At 63.4% G+C, this 19,583-nt stretch carries 17 protein-coding genes; 5 read left to right on the top strand and 12 right to left on the bottom strand.

Going from position 1 to position 19,583, the window contains the following annotated elements:
• Positions 1–21: 21 nt before the first annotated feature.
• From ACRDT3_RS09600 to ACRDT3_RS09585, 4 genes are all read right to left on the bottom strand, one after another.
• The gene (locus ACRDT3_RS09600; protein ID WP_041648469.1) at positions 22–1,587 is read right to left on the bottom strand and encodes a GMC family oxidoreductase; all 1,566 of its coding nucleotides are present in this window, start codon (positions 1,585–1,587) and stop codon (positions 22–24) included.
• A gap of 23 nt (positions 1,588–1,610) precedes the next feature.
• A complete protein-coding gene (locus tag ACRDT3_RS09595) occupies positions 1,611–3,137 on the bottom strand; it encodes an aldehyde dehydrogenase family protein (RefSeq protein WP_431492765.1) in 1,527 nt (508 codons plus the stop codon).
• Complete coding sequence (gene betT / locus ACRDT3_RS09590; protein ID WP_013348096.1) at positions 3,134–5,278, bottom strand: choline BCCT transporter BetT; 2,145 nt, start codon at positions 5,276–5,278, stop codon at positions 3,134–3,136. The genes ACRDT3_RS09595 and betT overlap by 4 nt, the downstream gene beginning before the upstream one ends.
• 149 nt (positions 5,279–5,427) lie before the next feature.
• A complete protein-coding gene (locus ACRDT3_RS09585; RefSeq protein WP_431492764.1) occupies positions 5,428–6,543 on the bottom strand; it encodes a mannose-1-phosphate guanylyltransferase in 1,116 nt (371 codons plus the stop codon).
• 246 nt (positions 6,544–6,789) lie between these two features.
• Here ACRDT3_RS09585 and sdhC point away from each other — a divergent pair, with 246 nt between their 5' ends.
• From sdhC to ACRDT3_RS09560, 5 genes are all read left to right on the top strand, one after another.
• A complete protein-coding gene (gene sdhC, locus ACRDT3_RS09580; protein WP_431492763.1) occupies positions 6,790–7,203 on the top strand; it encodes a succinate dehydrogenase, cytochrome b556 subunit in 414 nt (137 codons plus the stop codon).
• A gap of 3 nt (positions 7,204–7,206) precedes the next feature.
• A complete protein-coding gene (locus ACRDT3_RS09575) occupies positions 7,207–7,650 on the top strand; it encodes a succinate dehydrogenase hydrophobic membrane anchor subunit (RefSeq protein ID WP_431492762.1) in 444 nt (147 codons plus the stop codon).
• 61 nt (positions 7,651–7,711) lie between these two features.
• Positions 7,712–9,499 carry a succinate dehydrogenase flavoprotein subunit gene (sdhA, locus tag ACRDT3_RS09570; RefSeq protein WP_431492761.1) on the top strand — a complete coding sequence of 596 codons (1,788 nt, stop codon included), beginning with the start codon at positions 7,712–7,714 and terminating at the stop codon, positions 9,497–9,499.
• Positions 9,499–10,281 (top strand): succinate dehydrogenase iron-sulfur subunit, encoded by a 783-nt coding sequence (locus ACRDT3_RS09565; protein ID WP_105661693.1) that lies wholly within the window; start codon positions 9,499–9,501, stop codon positions 10,279–10,281. Before sdhA ends, ACRDT3_RS09565 begins: the two co-directional genes overlap by 1 nt.
• A 125-nt stretch (positions 10,282–10,406) precedes the next feature.
• Positions 10,407–11,861 (top strand): catalase, encoded by a 1,455-nt coding sequence (locus ACRDT3_RS09560; protein ID WP_431492760.1) that lies wholly within the window; start codon positions 10,407–10,409, stop codon positions 11,859–11,861.
• 60 nt (positions 11,862–11,921) lie between these two features.
• Here ACRDT3_RS09560 and dctA read toward each other — a convergent pair whose 3' ends face one another.
• The 8 genes from dctA to ACRDT3_RS09520 all read right to left on the bottom strand — a co-directional run bounded on the left by dctA (position 11,922) and on the right by ACRDT3_RS09520 (position 19,563).
• Positions 11,922–13,343, bottom strand: coding sequence for a C4-dicarboxylate transporter DctA (dctA, locus tag ACRDT3_RS09555; RefSeq protein ID WP_431492759.1), 1,422 nt, complete (start codon positions 13,341–13,343; stop codon positions 11,922–11,924).
• A gap of 138 nt (positions 13,344–13,481) precedes the next feature.
• Positions 13,482–14,579, bottom strand: a complete 1,098-nt coding sequence (locus tag ACRDT3_RS09550) for a tartrate dehydrogenase (protein ID WP_431492758.1) — start codon at positions 14,577–14,579, stop codon at positions 13,482–13,484.
• A 118-nt stretch (positions 14,580–14,697) separates the two neighbouring features.
• Positions 14,698–15,597, bottom strand: coding sequence for a LysR family transcriptional regulator (locus ACRDT3_RS09545; protein WP_431492757.1), 900 nt, complete (start codon positions 15,595–15,597; stop codon positions 14,698–14,700).
• 128 nt (positions 15,598–15,725) lie between these two features.
• On the bottom strand, positions 15,726–16,238 hold the full coding sequence (locus ACRDT3_RS09540; protein ID WP_431492756.1) for a 2'-5' RNA ligase family protein: 513 nt from the start codon (positions 16,236–16,238) through the stop codon (positions 15,726–15,728).
• A 6-nt stretch (positions 16,239–16,244) separates the two neighbouring features.
• Positions 16,245–17,261, bottom strand: coding sequence for a tryptophan--tRNA ligase (gene trpS, locus ACRDT3_RS09535; protein ID WP_431492755.1), 1,017 nt, complete (start codon positions 17,259–17,261; stop codon positions 16,245–16,247).
• Between the two features lie 10 nt (positions 17,262–17,271).
• Positions 17,272–18,111 (bottom strand): exodeoxyribonuclease III, encoded by an 840-nt coding sequence (locus ACRDT3_RS09530; protein WP_431492754.1) that lies wholly within the window; start codon positions 18,109–18,111, stop codon positions 17,272–17,274.
• 102 nt (positions 18,112–18,213) lie between these two features.
• Entirely contained in the window at positions 18,214–18,711 is a 498-nt protein-coding gene (locus tag ACRDT3_RS09525) for a hypothetical protein (RefSeq protein ID WP_105657417.1), read from the bottom strand.
• Between the two features lie 69 nt (positions 18,712–18,780).
• The gene (locus tag ACRDT3_RS09520; RefSeq protein ID WP_431492753.1) at positions 18,781–19,563 is read right to left on the bottom strand and encodes a GAP family protein; all 783 of its coding nucleotides are present in this window, start codon (positions 19,561–19,563) and stop codon (positions 18,781–18,783) included.
• Between the last annotated feature and the right edge of the window lie 20 nt (positions 19,564–19,583).

The following is a 19,583-nucleotide window of genomic DNA, read 5'->3' as shown; positions in this document are numbered from 1 at the left end:
CCGCCGCCCTGCGACAGGGCTCTAGTCCTGCTGGATCAGCTCGGCGCAACGCTCGCCGATCATCATCACCGTGATGTTCGGATTAACCGTCACCAGCTCCGGCATCACCGACGCATCAGCCACCCGCAGGCCGCTCACGCCCTTGACCCGCAGCTGCGGATCCAGCGGACTCATCGCATCATCTTCGGCGCCCATGCGCACCGAACCGGCTGGATGGTAGACGGTGTTGTGGGTGCGGCGCAGGTAGTCGAAGATCTGGTCATCGGTTTGCACATCCTTGCCCGGGAACTGCTCCTCGCCGGCCCAATCAGCCATTGGGGACTGGGCGACGATCTCGCGTGCCTTGCGGATGCCGAAAGTCATCACCCTCGCGTCATGGCCTTCAGGGTCGGTGAAGTAGCGCGGATCGACCTTCGGCTTGTCCCGGAAGTCGCAGCTGCGCAAGCGCACGGTGCCGCGCGACTTCGCATGGGTGACATTCGGGGTCAGGCAGAAGGTATTCTCCCCGGTGGGGTAGCCCTGGCGCAGGGTGTGCATGTCGAAAGGCACCTGCCCGTAGTGCATCATCAGATCCGGGCGGTCCAGGCCTTCGCGGGTCGGGGTAAAGATGCCGATCTCCCACCACTGGGTGGAGGATTCGACCATGGGCTTCTTCGCTTCCCACTGGATCACGCCCTCCGGGTGGTCCTGCAGGTGCTCGCCCACGCCCGGGGAGTCGACCAGCACCTGAACGCCGACCTCCTCCAGGTGCTCGGCCGGGCCGATACCCGAAAGCATCAGCAGCTTGGGCGAATCGATGGCGCCGGCCGAGACCACGACCTCGCGGGCCGCGTTCAGGGTCGAGGTGCGCCCGAAGGCTCCGTCCACCACGTCGACGCCAGTGCAGCGCTTGGACGCGTCGAAATTCAGCTTGCGCGCCTGCAGCCCGGTGAGCAGGAAGAAGTTCTCCCGGCCGGTAATCGGGTGGATGTAAGACACCGAGGAGGAGGAGCGTGTGCCATCTGGCAGGCGGTTGATCTGGAAGAAGTTCGCACCGTTGACCACGGTCTGGTCATTGTTGAACTTCGCGCGCGGGATGCCAGCTTGTTCGGCGGCATCCAGGATCGCCACGCCGCAAGGGTCATTGGCCGGCACGTTCATCAGCTTCACCGGGCCCGAATCGCCATGGTGCGGCGCCTGCGGTCCGGCATCCTCATTGGTTTCCAGCTTCTTGTACAGGCGGTAGGCCATCTGCGAGTTCCAGCCGGTGGCACCGAACTTGGACTCCCATTCGTCGATGTCCTCGCGCGGCGCCCAGAAAGCGATGCAGGAGTTGTGGCTGGAGCACCCGCCCATCACCTTGGCCCGCGCATGGCGCATGAACGAGTTGCCGTTCTCCTGCTCCTCGATCGGGTAGTCCCAGTCAAGGCCGGATTCGAGCAGTTCCATCCAGCGGTCAAGCTGCAGGACCTCATCATAGCCGCGGTCATCGGGACCGGCTTCCACCAGCGCCACCGTCACCGAGGGGTCTTCGCTCAGCCGGGAGGCTGCCGCCGCGCCGGCGGAGCCGCCGCCGATAACGATGTAGTCGAAATCCTTCTTATGCATGCTCACGCTATGCCCTTTCTCGTTCAGCTTTGCTTCTGTGCGAACCAACCGGTAACCTGCGGGTTCAGATTCTGGTAGACGTGCTTGGCTTCCTGGTATTCGCCCAGGCCGGTCGGGCCCAGTTCGCGGCCCACCCCGGACTGGCCGAAGCCGCCCCATTCAGCCTGCGGCAGGTAGGGGTGGTAGTCGTTGATCCAGATGGTGCCGTGGCGCAGGCGCTTGGCCACGCGCGCGGCCTTTCCAGCATCCTGCGACCAGACAGCCCCAGCCAGGCCGTAGATGGTGTCATTGGCGATGGCCACCGCCTGATCCTCGGTTGAGAAGGTCTCCACGGTGATGGTCGGGCCAAAGGCCTCGTCCTGGGCCACCGACATCGAACCGGTGACCTGGTCGATGACCGTTGGCAGGTAGAAATGGCCGGAGCCCAGGCCGGCGCCGTCCTGTTCGGTGGCCCGGCGTCCGCCGCAGCGCACCCGCGCGCCCTCGGCGATGCCGGCCTGCACATAGGCGTCCACCTTTTCCAGATGGGCTGCCGAGATCAGCGCGCCGGTCTCCGCCTTCTGGTCGAAAGGCCCGCCCAGGGTAATCTGCTGCGCGCGGCGCACCAGCTCGTCGACGAACTTCTCGGCGATCGATTCGTGGATGACCAGGCGCGCGCCGGCGGAGCAGACCTGCCCGGAGTGCACGAACGCCCCATTGAGGGCATTATCCAGCGCAGCGTCGAAGTCCGCATCGGCGAAGACCACATTCGGGTTCTTGCCGCCCAGCTCCAAGGCCACCTTCTTCACCGTGCCAGCGGCAGCGGCGGCGACCTTGCGCCCGGTGACCAGGCCACCGGTAAAGGAGACTAGATCCACGTCCTTGTGCTCCGAGAGCACCGCGCCGGCCTGCGCGCCGGCGCCGGTGACCAGGTTGGCCACGCCAGTTGGCAGCCCAAGGTCCTTGAGGACCTCCATCATCAAGATCGCGGTGGACGGGGTCAATTCGGCCGGCTTGAGCACGAAGGAGCAGCCCGCGGCCAAAGCCGGAGCGATCTTCCATGCCGCCTGCAGCAATGGGTAGTTCCACGGGGTGATCATGGCGGCCACGCCCACCGGCTCGTAGTCGATCCGCGAGATGACATTCGGGTCGTTGGCATCGACTACGCGGCCGGCTTCCTGTCCAGCCAGCTTTCCGAAGTAGCGGAAGCAGGAGATGATGTCGTCCATGTCCAGCTCGGATTCGACCAGGCGTTTGCCGGTGTCCAGGGTTTCGGCCAGCGCGAATTCAGCCTTGCGCGCCACCAGCTGCTCGGCGGCTTTCAGCAGGAAGTCGCCGCGCTGCGCGGCCGGCACGCTGGACCAGATGCCCGAATCGAACGAGCGGCGGGCAGCTTCGATGGCCTTGATCGAATCGGCTTCCCCTGCCTCGGAAACGGTGGCCACCGCTTCCCCATTGGCCGGGCAGTTGATGGTGCGGGTTTCGCCGCTGGCCGCGGGCGTGAAAGCGCCGTCGATGAACAGCGTCGCGCCATGGTGCAGGAGCGGATTCTGGTTGCTCGGAGAACTCATGCTTCCTCTTTCAGGGTTGTTTCGAAATCTGATTCCCAGTCGGTTTTGGACGCGCCGTCGGAATTGATCTGGCTGGGAGCCGCCGATTCGGTTTGCGCTTCCAGGAATTCAAGGTGGGCTTCATACTGGTCCAGCACATCGCAGATCAGCTGTTCCTTGGTGAGCCCCATCAGGTCGTAGCCGTGGCTGCCTTCCTGGGAGAAGACCTCCATGCGGTAGTACACATCGGTGCCGGCCGAGACGCGGGCGTAGGTGGGCACCGGCAGCTGCACCGGATAGATCTGGTACTTGAAGGGCCGTTCGGCGCCGTTTTCCACCACCAGGTCCAGCGAGTTCAGCTCTAGGTTGGCCACTTGCTCGATATCCAGCGCCACCGTGGCGCCGCGGGCGGTGAATTCCTCGCTGACTTCCTGCAGGGCCGGCAATGCGACCTGCCCCAGGTAGCGCTTGGCCGAGCGGTGCCCAGGATAGGACATGGCCCGGGACAGCCGCTGCTTCCAATTGCGCTTCTCGGCGCCCGATCCCATCCGGCTGGTGAGCACCTTGTGCATGTTGTTGCGGTAGCGATCGGCCAGCGCCGATTCCATGCGCAGGGATTTGAACAGCCCCAGCATGATCAGCAGCAGCACGAAGGAGAAGGGCAGGCCCATGATGACCGTGGCGCCCTGCAGGGTGGAGATCCCATCGACGAAGAGCATGCCCAAGGTCAGCAAGCCGGTGGCCAGCGACCAGAACAATCGCACCGGCTTGGAGCCGTCGGACTGCGGATCCTTCAGGTGCGAGGTGAAGTTGGCCATCACCAGGGCACCGGAGTCGGCGCTGGTCACGTAGAACAGCAATCCGGTGAAGGTGGCGATCGCCGCGGTGATCGGTGCGCCGGGCATCTGGTCCAGCAGCGAGTAGAAGGCCCGTTCCGGGGTGTTCATCGCGACTTCGCCAAAGGCTTGATTGCCCGAGCGGACGATCGCCAGCGCGCTGTTGCCGAAGATCGAGATCCACAGCAGGATGAAAGCGAAAGGCACCACCAGCACGCCGGTGACAAACTGGCGGATGGTGCGTCCACGGGAAATGCGGGCCAGGAACAAGCCGACAAACGGCGCCCAGGCGATCCACCAGGCCCAGAAGAACAGTGTCCAGCCGTTGAGCCACTCATCGGGGCGGTCGTAGGCGAAGGTGTCCAGCGCCATCGAAGGGAACATCGCCAGGCTGTCGCCGATGTTGTTCACGATGCCGTCGAACAGGTAGGCGGTGGAGCCGGCAATCAGCACGAAGAGCATCAGCGCAACGCACAGCAGCACGTTGAGCTCGGAGAGCCGGCGGATGCCCTTTTCCACACCGGTGAGCACCGAGATGGTCGCCATCACCACGGCGGCGACGATCAGGATGATCTGCCAGGAGCGGTTTTCGGGAATGCCGAACATGTAGTTCAGCCCGTAGTTCAGTTGCGCGACGCCGATGCCCAGCGAGGTGGCGATGCCGAAGATCGTGCCGAGCATCGCGGCGATGTCCACGCTGTGCCCCACCCAGCCTTCGGTGCGCTTGCCCAGGATCGGGTAGAGCGCCGAGCGGATGGACAGCGGCAGGTTGTGGCGGTAGGCGAAGTAGCCCAGGGCCAGTCCCACCAGCGCATACAGGCCCCAGCCGAGCAGGCCGTAGTGGAACAGCGTCCAGACCAGCGCCTGGCGGGCCGCCTCGACGGTGGATCCCTCCATGGCCGGCGGAGCCAGGTATTGGGTGACCGGCTCGGCCACCGAGAAGAACATCAGGTCAATGCCGATGCCGGCGGCGAAGAGCATTGCCGCCCAGGTGAAGATGTTGAAGGACGGGCGCGAATGATCCGGGCCCAGCCGGGTTTTGCCCACCTTCGAGATCGCGACGCCGATCACGAAGACGAGCACCGCGACGACCACCAGGGTGTAGTACCAGCCGAAGTTCCGGCCAATCCAGGTTACGGCGGCGCTGATGGCCAGGTTGGCGGAATCGCGGTCGATAATGGCCCACAGGGCGATGGCCAGCACCAGCAGCGCAGAGCCGTAGAAGACTGCCTTGTTGATCCGGGTCTTGCCCGGCGGCGGCAGCGAGCCCGGCGGCGCGGGCTTTGCGGATTCGGACGGTTCGGAACTGATCTTGGCCGTAGTCATGGCTACCAACCTATCAATGCCCGGCAAGGGCGCCAAAGCACCGCAGGGCAAAACCCCACCTAGAATGCCATATCTGCGCAGGTCAAAGGAAGTCCCAGCAAATACCGGGCAGTAACATCCCGTGCTCCCCCAGCAGGGGCGAAGCTGTGCTAGAGCACCTCGGTAGCGCCGTCGGCCTTCAAGGCCTCCACGGTCTGCTTGACCTTCTGCGCATGCTCCTTGGTGGTCACCAGCAACGCGTCGGCGGTATCCACCACGACCACATCCTCGATCCCGACCAAAGCCACCACGCGCGGGCGGTCCGAATAGACCACGCCGGTAGCGCTGTCGGCATACACGCGCACCGACTCGCCGCCCAGGTTGATGATGCCCTCCTCGGCACTGGCCTTGTTCAAGCGGCCGATCGCGGCGAAGTCGCCCACGTCGTCCCAGTTGAAAACGCCCGGGATCACCGCGACGTCCCCGGCCTCGGCGGCCGGTTCAGCCACCGCGTAGTCGATGGCGATCTTCGGCAGATCGGCCCAGACTTCGCGCATCACGGCTTCGCGCTGATCGGTTTCCCACGCATCAGCGATCTTCATCAGGCCGGCATACAGCGCCGGCTCATTGGCTTCCAGGTGCTTGAGCATCAGGCTCACCGGCGCGACGAACATGCCGGCATTCCACAAGAACCCGCCCGAGGCCAGGTACTTGCGGGCCGTGTCCTCATCGGGCTTCTCCACGAACTGCACCACGCCTCGCGCCGACGGCGCATTGGGCACCTGGAGCGGCTGGCCGGTCTGGATGTAGCCGAATCCGGTGGAGGGGTGCGTCGGGTGGATGCCGATGGTCACGATCTTGCCGGTCGCCGCGGTGTGGATCGCTTCGCTCAGCGCGGCCTGGAACACCTCGACCGGCTCAATGACCTGGTCCGCGGCGAAGGAGCCCATGATGATGCTCGGGTCCCGGCGGTACAGGATCGCGGCGGCCAGGCCGATGGCGGCAGCCGAGTCGCGCGGCTCCGGCTCGAGCACCAGGTCCTCGTCGCATAGCTCGGGCAGCTGGGAAACTACGGCTCCGCGGTGCGCACGCCCGGTGACCACCATGATCCGTTCGCCGGCCAGCGGGACCAGGCGGTCATAGGTGGCCCGGATCAGCGTGGATCCGGATCCGGTCAGATCGTGCAAAAACTTCGGAGCGGAAGCCCTGGAAAGGGGCCACAATCGGGTGCCGACGCCGCCGGCGGGGATCACGCCATGGAATCGGGCTAATAGGTCTGCATTCACGCCTTCCAGACTAATTCATTCGGTGGATAATCCCGTCCATTGAAACCTGTGCAACGAATTAAATACGAAAACATCACATGAGGTATTACGGGCGGGATTTCGGCCTTTTAGCGCATATTTACCGCATTTCGGTGAACATGCTCACAGGAACGAGACACGAAATAGATTGGAGCTGGCTTAGTGGTTTAGACTCGCACAAGGAACGCTCGCACAAGTGCGTCAAATCTCATTGTGTGCAATATACACATGCGCCGTTGCGAGCCTTGGAGGTTTAGTTCAGTGTCGAAGACTTCGTCAGGCACCCTATACCGCGGCCATGAAGGCATGTGGTCCTGGGTGGGACACCGAGTCACCGGTGTCGTTATTTTTCTTTATCTGCTGGTGCACGTGCTCGATACGGCCATGGTCCGTGTCGATGCCGGCGCCTACGACGCAATCATTAGCACCTACCAGACCCCGTGGATGGCACTTGGTGAAACCGGTCTGGTTGCAGCAATCCTCTTCCACGCATTCAACGGTCTGCGTTTGATCCTGGTCGACTTCTGGAAGCAGGGCACCAAGTACCAGCGCCAGTTGCTCTGGGGCGTATTGATCCTTTGGGTCATCGTCTTTGCGGGCTTCGCTATCCGTCACCTGTCGATCGCATTCGGAGGCCACTAAGCCATGAGCGTTTCTATTCCTGCTCCTCGCAGCCAGCGCATTGATCCAAAGTACAAGCGCGGACCAAAGTCCCGCGGAAGCTTCGAAATGCTGGCATGGCTGTTCATGCGTCTCTCCGGCGTAGTCCTGATCGTTCTGATCTTCGGCCACCTCATCTCCAACCTGATGGTCGGCGAAGGCATCTCCGGCATCGGCTTCGGCTTCGTGGCCGGCAAGTGGGCCTCGCCGCTTTGGCAGTTCTGGGATCTGGCCATGCTGTGGCTGGCAATGCTGCACGGCACCAACGGCGTGCGCACCATCATCAACGACTACGCAGAGAAGCACGCTACCCGTGCATGGCTCAAGGGCATCCTGTATGTTGCCACGATCTTCATCATCGTGCTTGGTTCCCTGGTGATCTTCACCTTCGATCCATGCGTAGCCGGCAGCACCCTGCCACAGTGCTAATTGGAACTCCCCTAGTTCCAGCCGATAGCCACACAGATTTTTAGAGAAGAGAGCATCAAGAATGCAGGTACATAAGTACGACGTTGTTATCGTCGGTGCCGGTGGTGCAGGTATGCGTGCAGCGATCGAATCCGGTCAGCGCGCACGCACCGCAGTGCTAACCAAGCTTTACCCAACCCGCTCGCACACCGGTGCGGCCCAGGGCGGCATGTGCGCAGCACTTGCCAACGTCGAGGAAGACAACTGGGAGTGGCACACTTTCGACACCATCAAGGGTGGCGACTACCTGGTTGACCAGGACGCAGCAGAGGTCATGGCGAAGGAAGCCATCGACGCCGTGCTGGACCTGGAAAAAATGGGCCTCCCATTCAACCGAACCCCAGAGGGCAAGATCGACCAGCGCCGCTTCGGCGGCCACACCCGCGACCACGGCAAGGCTGCCGTGCGCCGCGCATGCTACGCAGCTGACCGTACCGGTCACATGATCCTGCAGACCCTGTACCAAAACTGCGTCAAGCACAACGTCGAGTTCTACAACGAGTACTACGTGCTCGACCTGCTGATGGTTGAAGAGGATGCCTACCGCGAGGACGGCACCGCCTACAAGCAGAAGCGCGTTGCCGGCGTGGTTTCCTACGACCTTGCTACCGGCGAACTGCACGTCTTCCAGGCCAAGTCGGTCATCTTCGCTTCGGGCGGCGCCGGCAAGGTCTTCAAGACCACCTCGAACGCGCACACCCTGACCGGTGACGGCATGGGCATCGCCTTCCGCTCGGGCCTGCCGCTGGAGGACATGGAGTTCTTCCAGTTCCACCCAACGGGCCTTGCCGGACTGGGCATCCTGCTCACCGAGGGTGCACGTGGCGAAGGCGCGATCCTGCGCAACTCGGATGGCGAGCGCTTCATGGAGCGCTACGCACCGACCATCAAGGACCTGGCTCCACGTGACATCGTGGCCCGCGCGATGGCCAACGAAGTCCGCGAAGGCCGCGGTTGCGGTCCTAACAAGGACTACGTGCTGCTGGATCTGACCCACTTGGAACCAGAGCACATCGAATCCAAGCTGCCGGACATCACCGAATTCGCCCGCACCTACCTGGGTGTCGAGCCGTTCACCGATCCGGTGCCTGTCTACCCAACCGCGCACTACGCAATGGGTGGCGTTCCAACCAACATCAACACCGAAGTGCTGCAGGACAATGACACCGTCATTCCTGGCCTGTACGCTGCCGGCGAGGTTGCTTGCGTATCGGTCCACGGCTCGAACCGCCTGGGCACCAACTCGCTGCTGGACATCAACGTGTTCGGCAAGCGCGCCGGCGTAGCCGCTGCCGAGTACTCCAAGACCGCCGACTTCGTCGAGCTGCCGGAGAACCCGGAAGCATTCGTCACCGCGCAGCTCGAAGGCGTGCTGACCGGCAACGGCACCGAGCGCGTCTCGGACCTGCGCTCGATCCTGCAGGAGACCATGGACGCCAACGTCCAGGTATTCCGCGACGAGCGTTCGCTGAAGGAAGCGCGCGACGTGATCGAGGATCTGCGCCGCCGCTACAAGAACATCAGCATCCAGGACAAGGGCAAGCGCTTCAACCTGGATCTGCTCGAAGCCATCGAGCTGGGCTTCCTGCTCGACTTGGCCGAGGTCATCACCGTTGCTGCATTGCACCGCAAGGAATCCCGCGGCGGCCACTACCGCGAGGACTTCCCAGACCGCGACGATGAGAACTTCATGAAGCACTCGATGTCCTACCGTGACGCAGAAGCCGTCACCGAGGACATCAAGGGCATCCGCATGGAGACCAAGCCAGTGGTCTTTACCCGTTACCAGCCAATGGAGCGTAAGTACTAATGAGCACCGAACTGCCAGAACCACCGTCAAAGATCGACCTGAAGCCAGGCGTTGGCGGCGGCGGAGAGATCCCGAGCTTCGACATCACCCTGCGCGTTCGCCGCTACCTGCCAGAGGCCACCGCGGACGCATACTGGGAAGATTTCAAGCTGACCATGTACGGCACCGACCGCGTGCTGGACGCCCTGCACAAGGTCAAGTGGGAGCAGGACGGCTCGCTGTCGTTCCGCCGCTCCTGCGCCCACGGCGTGTGCGGTTCCGATGCCATGCGCATCAACGGCCGCAACCGCCTGGCCTGCAAGACCCTGCTCAAGGACCTGGACACCTCCAAGCCGATCACCGTTGAAGCCATCAAGGGCCTGCCCCTTGAAAAGGACCTCATCGTCGACATGGAACCGTTCTTCCAGTCCTACCGCGAGATCATGCCATTCCTGATCTCCAAGGGCCACGAGCCAACCAAGGAACGCTACCAGTCCGCCGAGGATCGCGAGATCTTCGACGACACCACCAAGTGCATCCTGTGTGCTGCTTGCACCAGCTCCTGCCCGGTGTTCTGGACCGATGGCCAGTACTTCGGCCCGGCTGCGATCGTCAACGCCCACCGCTTCATCTTCGACTCGCGCGATGATGCAGGCGACATGCGCTTGGAGATCCTGAACGACAAGGAAGGCGTGTGGCGCTGCCGCACCACCTTCAACTGCACCGAAGCATGCCCACGCGGCATCCAGGTGACCAAGGCTATCGCCGAGGTCAAGCAGGCAATTCTGGCGCGCACCGTCTAAGCACGCGCTAAGGGCCCGAACCATGGTTCGGGCCCTTTTTGCATCCCTTCAACTCCCCCGCTATGCGTGGCATGATGGGCAGTACTCGCCCTTTTCCCAATGCACCACATAGCTGAGGAGCAAACATGGCCAGTGAAGATCCCACCTCGACAACCCAAGCAGGAATCCCGGCAGCCAGCGATCGCAACTCGCTGACCGTGGGCGCCAACGGCCCCATCGTGCTGCACGACCATCATCTGGTCGAGACCCTGCAGCATTTCAACCGGATGAATGTTCCCGAGCGCCGCCCGCATGCCAAGGGTTCCGGAGCCTTCGGCGAATTCGAAACCACCGAGGACGTATCCCGGTACACCAAGGCGGCCCTGTTCCAGCCTGGCGTGAAAACCGAAACGCTGATGCGTTTCTCCACCGTTGCCGGCGAGCTCGGCTCTCCCGACACCTGGCGCGATGTGCGCGGCTTCTCGATGAAGTTCTACACTTCCGAAGGCAATTTCGATCTGGTCGGGAACAACACGCCGGTGTTCTTCGTTCGCGACCCGATGAAGTTCCCGCACTTCATCCGCTCCCAGAAGCGCCTGCCCGATTCGGGGCTGCGCGATGGAACCATGCAGTGGGACTTCTGGACGCAGAATCCGGAATCCGCCCACCAGGTCACCTACATCATGGGCCAGCGCGGCCTGCCCAAGACCTGGCGCGAGATGAACGGTTACGGCTCGCACACCTACATGTGGGTCAACGCGGCCGGAGAGAAATTCTGGGTCAAGTACCATTTCCTGAACAAGCAGTCCGAGAAGTTCGAGACCATGCGCGGGGCGCAGGCCGAGGCGCTGGCCGGATCCGACGCCGACTTCCACCGTCGCGACCTGTTCGAAGCCATCAAGGCCGGGAATTTCCCCCAGTGGGACCTGTACGTGCAGATCATGGGCTACGAGGAAGCCAAGACCTACCGGTTCAACCCCTTCGACCTGACCAAGGTCTGGTCCAAGAAGGACTATCCGCGCATCAAGGTCGGCACCATGACGCTGAACCGGAACCCGGAGAACTTCTTCGCGCAAATCGAGCAGGCCGCATTCTCCCCCGGGAACATGGTTCCGGGCATGGGGATGAGTCCGGACAAGATGCTGCTGGGACGCAATTTCGCCTACGCGGACGCCCAGCGCTACCGCATCGGCACCAACTTCCAGCAGCTGCCGGTGAACAAGCCGAAATGCCCGGTGCACTCGTACAATTTCGAAGGGAATATGACCTACGAGCACACCGGCGATCGCAGCGTCTACGCGCCGAACTCCTTCGGCGACTCGTGGAGCGATGAAACCGGTCCGGCAGAGAACTCCTTCGAGTCCGACGGCGAGCTGGTCCGCGAGGCCTACACGCTGCGCAAGGACGACGGGGACTTCGTCCAGCCCGGCATCCTGGTCCGCGAGGTGATGGACGACGCCCAGCGCGCCGAACTGGTCCAGACCGTCACCGGGGCGCTGGACGGGGTCATCGAACCGGTGCTGTCCAACGCGATCGAGTACTGGAAGAACATCGACGCGGACACCGGAGCGAAGATCGAAGCGAACGTGCGCGCGAAGTAGCCCGCCAACGCAGCAGGTCCCCGCCAGAACTTTCGCGGGGACCTGCTGTGCCCTTGGGTGCTAGCGCGCTACGCCGCTGAGCTCAGCCGCCGAGGCATCGACCGGGTTGTCCTGCGTGCCGTCGTCTTCCGCAGCCACGTTCGCTTGCTTGTCCTCCGGGGAATCTTGCGACCCCTGCTGCGCGGGGACTTCTTCGCCGTTGAACACCTTGCGTACTCGTTCGATGTCAAGGGACTTGTCCCACCAGGCGATGAACAAGGTGGCGACGGCATTGCCGCAGAAGTTCACCAGGGCGCGGCATTCGGACATGAACTTGTCAATGCCGAAGATCAGCATGATGCCGGCCGCCGGGATGGTTCCCAAGGTGCTCAAGGTTGCGGTCAGTGCGATGAATCCGCCTCCGGCAACACCCGCCGCACCCTTCGAGGTCAGCAGCATGACGGCAAGCATGCCGATCTGCTGGCCCACAGTCAGGTCGGTATTCGTGGCCTGGGCGATGTACACGGCCGCCAGCGAGAGGTAGATGGCAGCGCCATCGAGGTTGAAGCTGTATCCGGTCGGCACCACCAGCCCCACTGTCTCCTTCTTCACCCCTGCGTGTTCGAGCTTCTTCATCAGCCCGGGGAGCGCCGGTTCCGCCGTGGACGTGCCCAGGATCAGCAGCAGCTCCTCGCGGAAGTGCTTGAGCATCTTGAATATGTTCAGCCCCAGGAACGCCATGATTCCGCCGAGGAAGAAGACCACGAAGATGATCGAGGTGCCGTAGAACAGCAGGATCAGCCAGCCCAGGCTGGAAAGCGTTTCCACCCCGTATTTGCCCACGGCGAAGGCCATGGCGCCGAAAGCGCCCAGCGGTGCCGCCTTCATGATGAAATTCAGCACCTTGAAGATCACCGTAGTCAGCCGTTGCACCAGATCCAGCACCGGGCCGCCGATCTTGCCCACGGCATTGATCGCGATGCCGAACACCACCGCCATGAAGATGATCTGCAGGATGTCGCCTTCGACGAATGGCGACGCCACCGAGCCGGGAATGATGTGCGTCAGGAACTCCCACCATTGCTGGCTCTCGCCCTTGTCGATGAGCTCTGCGGCCTGGCCGGTGGTTTCGAGCTTGCTGGCATCAGCGTTCACGCCATCGCCCAGGCGGAAGATGTTGATCGCCACCAAGCCGAGCAGCATGGCGCAGATCGTGCCGATCTGGAAGTAGCCCAGCGCCTTGAGCCCGGTGGCACCGACCTTTTTCAGGTCGGCAACGCTGGCGATCCCCCCGACAATGGTCAAGAAGACGATCGGTCCGATCAGCATCTTCATCGCTTCCACGAATGTGGTGCCGATCGGTTGCATGGACTGGCCGGTTTCCGGTGCCAGCCAGCCAAGGATAATGCCGGCGACAATGGCGACCAGGACCCAGAAGTACAGCTGCCGGTACAGTGGCCGGCGAGCCGGCTGGATGCTTTCGCTCTGCATGGTCTTGCCCATGATTCCTACCTCAGTGTTGGAATAAGCCTTGCTCCGTGGATCTCAGCGTGCGCGGGAGCGGGGCTTGGAAAAATTCAGGGAGCCGCGATGCAATATTCGCGGCCTGGTGGCGCGCCCCGGATGGGGCGCGCGTTGGACCTAGACAGCGGCCAGGGTGCTGCTCAGTGCTGCCACGATGGCGTCGGTGACGGTCTCGGTATCCGCAGTTCCGCCGATGTCGCGGGTCAGCTGCCCGGCCGCGGTGGCTGCTTCGATAGCCGCCTCGACCTGGCGGGCTTCGGCTTCCAGCCCGAAGTGCTCCAGCATCAGCGCGGCGCTGGCGATCGCGCCGATCGGATTGCAGATCCCCTGCCCGGCGATGTCCGGGGCCGTACCGTGCACCGGCTCGAACATGGACGGGAAGCGGCGTTCGGGGTTCAGGTTGGCGCTGGCGGCCAGCCCCAGGCTGCCGGCCAGGGCGGAACCCAGATCCGAGAGGATGTCGGCGTTCAGGTTCGAGGCGACAACCACCGACAGGTCCTCGGGATTGAGGATGAACTTCGCGCTCATCGCGTCAACCAGCACGCTTTCGGTACGCACATCAGGGAATTCCAGCGCCACGCGCTCGAAAGTCTCGTCCCACAGCACCATGCCGTACTGCTGCGCATTGGACTTGGTGACCGAGGAGACCTTCTTCACCGTGCGGGTGCGGGCCAGCTCGAAAGCGAAGCGGATGATCCGCTCGCAGCCCTTCTCGCTGAACAGCGCCGTCTGCAGCGCGATCTCATTGCCCGGCCCGCGCCCCGAAAGGTTGCGACCGCCCAGCCCGGCATATTCGCCTTCGCTGTTCTCGCGCACGACGATCCAATCCAGCTCGGTGTCATCGGCCTTGCGCAGCGGCGAAGTGACCCCGGGAAGGAACTTGACCGGGCGGATATTGGCCCACTGGTCGAAGTTCTGCGTAATGTTCAGGCGCAAGCCCCAGAGGCTGACATGGTCTGGAACGTTCTCCCAGCCGACCGCGCCGAAGTAGATCGAGTCGAAGTCTTTCAGCGTTTCCAAGCCGTCTGGTGCCATCATGACCCCGTGCTTGGCGTAGTACTCGCAGCCCCAGTCGAACTCGGTCCAGTCGAAGGCGAACTTGCCGTTGGATTGCGCGGCGACAGCTTCCAGCACCGTGCGGCCGGCGGCGACCACTTCCTTTCCGACACCGTCCGCGGGAATGGAAGCAATCTTGAATACTCGGGTCTGGCCCATGGTTTCCTCCTTGGTCTAAGTGGTCCGCATCACGTGCGAACTTGGTATCCATTAGACCGGGACCTAGGCATCGCGTCTAAGACCGAATATGCATACGCCGGATAGGTGCGACCTATAGTCACTGGCCAGGTTGGGTTTCTGAATACTCCTGGGCGAGCCGGAGGAAGGACTGGGCCGCGGGAGTCAGGTTCTCCTGCCGGCTGATGATCGCCACATGCAGCTGCGTGACCGGCTCCAGCAGGGCCACCCGCAGCCCGGAACGGCGCGCCAGCGGGGCCCAGGAAATCGGCAGGATGGCATGCCCGACTCCGGCGAGCACCAGCGGGAGAATCGAGGTGCGGTGGGCGACTTCGGCGACGATGCGCAGGTCCACGCCGCGGGCTACCAGGTCGTCCACCACTGAGCGCATGAGCGAGCCGCGCTGCGAGATGATGATGCTCTCGCCGCCGAGGTCGCAGCCCTGAAGCGTTTCGCCCGGCCCGAAGTGATCTGCCAGCGGATTGATGATCAGCACCAGCGGCTGGCGCTCCAGTTGCACTACGTCCACCCCGGGGGCGGCAATCGGCTGCTCCGCGCCGAGCAGGCCGATCTCGCTGCTCCCGGAGCGCACCGAGCTGACCACCTCGTCAACGGTGAAGGCGGCGGCAGTGCTGACGGAAATTTGCGGATGCTGCTGGGTGTACCGGGAGATCAGGGTGGTCAGCGGCTCGATGGCCGGTGACGGCATGGCCGCCAGCTCCAGCCGGCCGCGGTGGACCCCCTTGAGCTCCGCCATCGCCGAGCGCGCAGCGTCCAGGTCCCGGACTACCAGCCGGGCCGGGCCCAGCAGCTCCTTGCCCGCTTCGCTGAGCACAACCCGGCGGCCAACCCGGTGGAACAGCGGCAAGCCGATCTCCTGCTCGAGGCTCTTGATCGTCTGCGACAGCGAAGGCTGCGCGATGAGCAGGTGCTCGGCGGCGCGGCTGAACCCCTCGTGGTCGGCGACCGCCAGGAAATACCTCAATTGCCGGACGTCCATATCCTGCCTCTCCGGCGCCATGGCTGCGTCGCGGCGCCTTCCACCATTATGTGAGCAGGAGCACCCGAATGCCGATTCGTGTGTCGTCGCGGGCAGAAACGTGCTGCCCTGCGGCAGCACGGGGTGCGCTATGAACCGAGCGCGATGTCCTCGCTGAAGTTCCACTCCCCGCCGCGGGTATCGAACAGCTGGATGCGGTCGGCGGTGAAGGACAGCTGCGCGTCGCCCAGCGCCGCCTGCGCGGCGTCCAATTGCGCTGCCGGCACGTTTTGCGCGATGGTCAGGTGCGGATGGTAGGCGAAGGCCGATTCATGCCGCAGCGCATCGCCCAGCAGCGCGCGGTGCAGCGCCCAGCATTCATCGGCGCCGGTGTCCAGCGGCAGGAAAACCACGTCACTGGCCGGCCGGAAGGTTCGAGCCGGACCCAGCTGGATGGTGAAGGGTTCCACCGTGGCTGCTACCCGGCGCACCTGGGCCGCCGCCTTCTCCCAGGAATTCAGGTACGACCCGGACACCAAGGTGATATGCGGGGCAATCGGCGCGGTGGCCTCTCCCCCGTATTCCTGGCGCCACGCGCGCAGGGTCTCCCGGTGCGGCTGCGGCACCGGGATCACAACGCCCAGGGTGTACTCGAAAACCATTGGCTCTTAGATTCCCAGCGGCGGCAGGAAGCCGACCTTCTGGTAGACATCGGCAACGGTCTTGGAAGCCACTTCACGCGCCTTGACCGCACCGGCAAGCAGCAGGCGATCCAGCTCGGCCGGATCATCGAGCAGCTCCAGGGTGCGGGTGCGGATCGGGGTCAGCCGCTCCACCACTGCTTCTGCCACAGCCACCTTCAGGTGCCCGTACATCTTGCCCTCGAATTCGCTGACCAGTTCCGGAACATGCTTGCCGGTCACCGCGGCCAGGATATCCAGCAGGTTCGAAACCCCTGGCTTCTCGGCCTTGTCGTAGGCCACGACGGACCCGGCATCGGTCACCGCGGACTTGATGCGCTTGGCGATCAGCTTCGGCTCATCCAGGACGTTGATCAGGCCCGCAGGTGACTCGGCGGACTTGGACATCTTCGAGGTCGGGTTCTGCAGGTCGTAGATGCGTGCGCCTTCCTTCGGGATGAAGGCCTCTGGAACGGTGAAGGTCTGCCCGAAGCGGTGGTTGAAGCGCTTGGCCAGATCGCGGGCCAGCTCCACATGCTGGCGCTGGTCATCGCCCACCGGAACGCCTTCAGGCTGGTAGAGCAGGATGTCCGCAGCCATCAGGATCGGGTAGGTGAACAAGCCGACGCTGGCGGCGTCCGAACCGCCCTTGGAGGACTTGTCCTTGAACTGGGTCATGCGGCTGGCTTCGCCGAAGCCGGTGATGCAGTTCAGCACCCAGGCCAGCTGCGCGTGCTCGGGCACCTGCGACTGGACGAACAAGGTGGATTTGTCCAGGTCGATGCCGCCGGCGATGAACTGGGCAGCGGTCTTGCGGGTGCGGGCGCGCAAATCGGCCGGATCCTGCGACACGGTAATCGCATGCATATCCGGGATGAAGAAGAACGCGTCGTGGTCATCCTGGGTCTTGACCCAGTTGACCAGCGCGCCCAGGTAATTGCCCAGGTGCAGCGAATCGCCCGATGGCTGCATGCCGGAGAGGACGCGGGGACGGTTGGTTTCCATAGAATTCCTTCTAGAACTGGTAGTCGACGACCAGCGGTGCGTGGTCGGAGAAGCGCAAATCGTAGGCCGAGGCACGGTCTACGTGGGACTTGATGGCCTTGGCGGCTAGAGCCGGGGTAGCCATGTGGTAGTCGATACGCCAACCTGCGTCGTTGTCGAAGGCCTGTCCGCGGAAGGACCACCAGGTGTACGGTCCCTGCACGTCGCCGGCCAGCTCGCGAGCCACATCCTTGTAGCCGATCTGAGGGCCGAAGAATCCGTCGAAGTAGGCGATTTCCTCGTCCATGACGCCGGCGCGCTTGTTGTGGTTCGGCTTCCAGTTCTTGATGTCCTTTTCGGTGTGCACGACGTTCAAATCGCCTACCACCAGGACGTGGTCCTTCTCGTTCTTCAGTTCCACCAGGCGCACGTTCATGCGCTGCAGGAAGCGGTACTTGTCATCCTGCTTCTGGGTGCCCAGCTCGCCGGAATGGACGTAGGCCGAGACGACGGTGAAGATCTCGCCGTGGACATCGAAGTCCGCTTCGACCCAGCGTCCGGATTCGGCGAAGTAGTCCTCGCCGATGTGCTCGCGCACGGCTACCGGCTCGGTACGCGAGAGGACGGCGACGCCTGCGCGGCCCTTGTCCTTGGCCTCGGCATGCAGAATATGCCAACCCTCGCCAATCAGGTCGCGCAGGATCTTGTCCGGTGCGCGTACTTCCTGCAGGCACAGGATGTCCACGTCACGGGCGGCGATCCAGTCCGCCATGTTGCGCTTGTAGGCCGCGCGAATGCCGTTGACGTTGACCGACGCGACGCGCAGCGCGCCGGCGTCCTTGTTGAGAATTTCCACACTGGTAGGTATCACTATTCCAGCTTACAAAATTATGCGATCGATTACGCGCTGATCTGGCTTGCGCCGAAACACGGGCAACGAAAAAGGGCAACGCTTGCGCGTTGCCCGGATCGGTTAGTCGATGATTTCGCCGTCCATCGGCTTGGCCGGCTTGATCATGTCCCGCGCATTCGCCGCGGTCATCTGGATTGTCTCCAGCGCCCGGTCGATCATGCCCTCGTAATCCTCGCCCCGGCTCTGGCGCTGTTCGGCGATCACGCGTGCCTGGACCTGGACGATCTTGAACGAGTGATCGAGCTTCATGTCGCGCTGGCTGGTGGCTTCGTCAACCACCACGGTGCCGGGCTGGGCGCGCGGCGTGGCCGCCGCGGTGGCTTCGCGCAGCGAGTTGTTGATCTTGTCAGCGCCTCGCTTGAGGCCGAACATCATGAATGCGGCCAGCAGCAGCCAACCGGCGGAGATGACGACAACAAACCAGCCGACGATCTCATTGGAGTTGGCAGCGAATACCACTGCCACCAGAAGGACGATGACCATGACGGACATTGCCAAAGTTGATGCGTTCAGGGTGACTTTCCTGCCCTGCTTCGCGCTGCTGCCTAGAGGTTCCATGCCGTCAATTCTCGCATCAATACCCCGCTTCAAGCCAATTGGAACCGTGCCCTTTCGCCCACAGCGTGGCTAGCCGAGCAAGCTGTGCAGATCCTGCCCGGAAAGGCATGCGCGAATGAGCAAGTATCCGCCGATGCCCACCACCCAGCCAAGGGTTTCCTGGGCGTAGGCCGAGGCCTTGGCCCCCATTTTCTGCAGCCAGGCCTCGATGCGCGGGCCGGCGAGCGCAAGGGCGCCAACCAGCACCAACGCCGGGACGATCATCACCAGGCAGTAGCCGATCAGCGCGAGCAGCTGCAGGCCGGTGCCCCAGCCGGCGCCCTGCATGACGCCTACGGCGGCCAGGTAGGGAAGCATCGTGGGAAGTTCCAGGAGGCCCGCGAACAGGGCCAGGGCCATCAGCCCGGTGCGGGTATCAAGCGCAGTGCCCAGACGGCTGCGCAAGCGCCGCGGCACCTGTTCGGTTGCGTCCGCCGGGCTCGGTGCCGGTGTTCCAGGTGCCGCGCCTCTATGCGCGATGGCTTGCTTCCGTGCGCTGGCTTCCTTCTGCGCATCGGTGCGGTAGGTGAGCGCCCAGATGATCATCAGCGCCCCGACCGCCATTCCGGCCAGCCGGAAGAACCGGTGCTCGAAGATGCCGGGATCGATGAGCAGCAACCCGCTGCGCAGCAGCACCCCGACGACCCAATAGAATCCGGCGATTACCAGCAGGTAGGCCAGGACCTTGGCAATGGCTTCGCGGCGCCCCCTAAGCAGCAGCCACAGCGGAATGACCAGGGTGCCGATGCTGGTCGAGTCGATCAGCGCCAGGATGACCAGGGAAAGTTCGGGATTGCTCGTCATGATGTCCATGGGTTCCACTGTTCCGCGCC

It is taken from the genome of Glutamicibacter sp. (genome assembly GCF_050701915.1).
GTDB lineage: Bacteria > Actinomycetota > Actinomycetes > Actinomycetales > Micrococcaceae > Glutamicibacter.
The sequence above is the reverse complement of the archived record's forward strand: the minus strand, read 5'-3'. Positions and strand labels throughout refer to the sequence as shown.

What these genes read in the sequence shown, in the direction of transcription:
- ACRDT3_RS09600 (WP_041648469.1), bottom strand. Translation starts at nt 1,587, where the DNA reads ATGCATAAGAAGGATTTCGACTACATCGTTATCGGCGGCGGCTCCGCC.
- ACRDT3_RS09595 (WP_431492765.1), bottom strand. Translation starts at nt 3,137, where the DNA reads ATGAGTTCTCCGAGCAACCAGAATCCGCTCCTGCACCATGGCGCGACG.
- betT (WP_013348096.1), bottom strand. Translation starts at nt 5,278, where the DNA reads ATGACTACGGCCAAGATCAGTTCCGAACCGTCCGAATCCGCAAAGCCC.
- sdhC (WP_431492763.1), top strand. Translation starts at nt 6,790, where the DNA reads ATGCGCCGTTGCGAGCCTTGGAGGTTTAGTTCAGTGTCGAAGACTTCG.
- ACRDT3_RS09575 (WP_431492762.1), top strand. Translation starts at nt 7,207, where the DNA reads ATGAGCGTTTCTATTCCTGCTCCTCGCAGCCAGCGCATTGATCCAAAG.
- sdhA (WP_431492761.1), top strand. Translation starts at nt 7,712, where the DNA reads ATGCAGGTACATAAGTACGACGTTGTTATCGTCGGTGCCGGTGGTGCA.
- ACRDT3_RS09565 (WP_105661693.1), top strand. Translation starts at nt 9,499, where the DNA reads ATGAGCACCGAACTGCCAGAACCACCGTCAAAGATCGACCTGAAGCCA.
- ACRDT3_RS09560 (WP_431492760.1), top strand. Translation starts at nt 10,407, where the DNA reads ATGGCCAGTGAAGATCCCACCTCGACAACCCAAGCAGGAATCCCGGCA.
- dctA (WP_431492759.1), bottom strand. Translation starts at nt 13,343, where the DNA reads ATGGGCAAGACCATGCAGAGCGAAAGCATCCAGCCGGCTCGCCGGCCA.
- ACRDT3_RS09550 (WP_431492758.1), bottom strand. Translation starts at nt 14,579, where the DNA reads ATGGGCCAGACCCGAGTATTCAAGATTGCTTCCATTCCCGCGGACGGT.
- ACRDT3_RS09545 (WP_431492757.1), bottom strand. Translation starts at nt 15,597, where the DNA reads ATGGACGTCCGGCAATTGAGGTATTTCCTGGCGGTCGCCGACCACGAG.
- ACRDT3_RS09540 (WP_431492756.1), bottom strand. Translation starts at nt 16,238, where the DNA reads ATGGTTTTCGAGTACACCCTGGGCGTTGTGATCCCGGTGCCGCAGCCG.
- trpS (WP_431492755.1), bottom strand. Translation starts at nt 17,261, where the DNA reads ATGGAAACCAACCGTCCCCGCGTCCTCTCCGGCATGCAGCCATCGGGC.
- ACRDT3_RS09525 (WP_105657417.1), bottom strand. Translation starts at nt 18,711, where the DNA reads ATGGAACCTCTAGGCAGCAGCGCGAAGCAGGGCAGGAAAGTCACCCTG.
- ACRDT3_RS09520 (WP_431492753.1), bottom strand. Translation starts at nt 19,563, where the DNA reads ATGGACATCATGACGAGCAATCCCGAACTTTCCCTGGTCATCCTGGCG.